The sequence below is a fragment of the Lactobacillus sp. C449L genome (genome assembly GCF_059900815.1).
This window is the reverse complement of record NZ_JBWXGA010000430.1, coordinates 1-398: the sequence shown is the minus strand read 5'-3', so window position 1 is coordinate 398 and position 398 is coordinate 1. Positions and strand designations below refer to the sequence as shown.

At 68.8% G+C, this 398-nt stretch carries 1 protein-coding gene; it reads right to left on the bottom strand.

Features of this window, described 5'->3' with window-relative positions; translation table 11 throughout:
- Window positions 1-240, bottom strand: a 240-nt coding sequence (locus tag AC2JF9_RS10125; protein ID WP_500727511.1) for a hypothetical protein, incomplete at its 3' end; no start/stop codon positions are given.
- Between the last annotated feature and the right edge of the window lie 158 nt (window positions 241-398).

Genomic DNA, 398 nt, shown 5'->3' with positions numbered 1-398 from the left:
CTGCAGCACCGCAAGCTCGGGATGGTCCGCGGGGTAGAGGGTGGAGGCGAAGGCGAGCACCTCCTCCCACGCCTTGCGGTAGGCGGCGGGATCGGCGGCCTCGTCCAAGTCGTCGGCGGCCTTGCGCATCGCCTCCAGCCTGGCCGCATCGTCCGGTGCCAACGGCTGAGCCGTTGCCGGGAAGGCGGCGCCTGCCGCCGCCAGCATCAACGCGAAAAAAGCCCCTCTTTTACGAGCCATAGCCGCATCCCCCCCCACATGCGGAACATCCGTCATGCGGGGGGTTTTGGCAAGAGCGGGTGGTCAGCGACCCCTCGGGCGTCACGCGCAGGAGGTGGACATTGGCCGCGCGGCTGTCGTTGGGATCGAAGCTCGATCGTCGCGACCTTCGGCTCCAC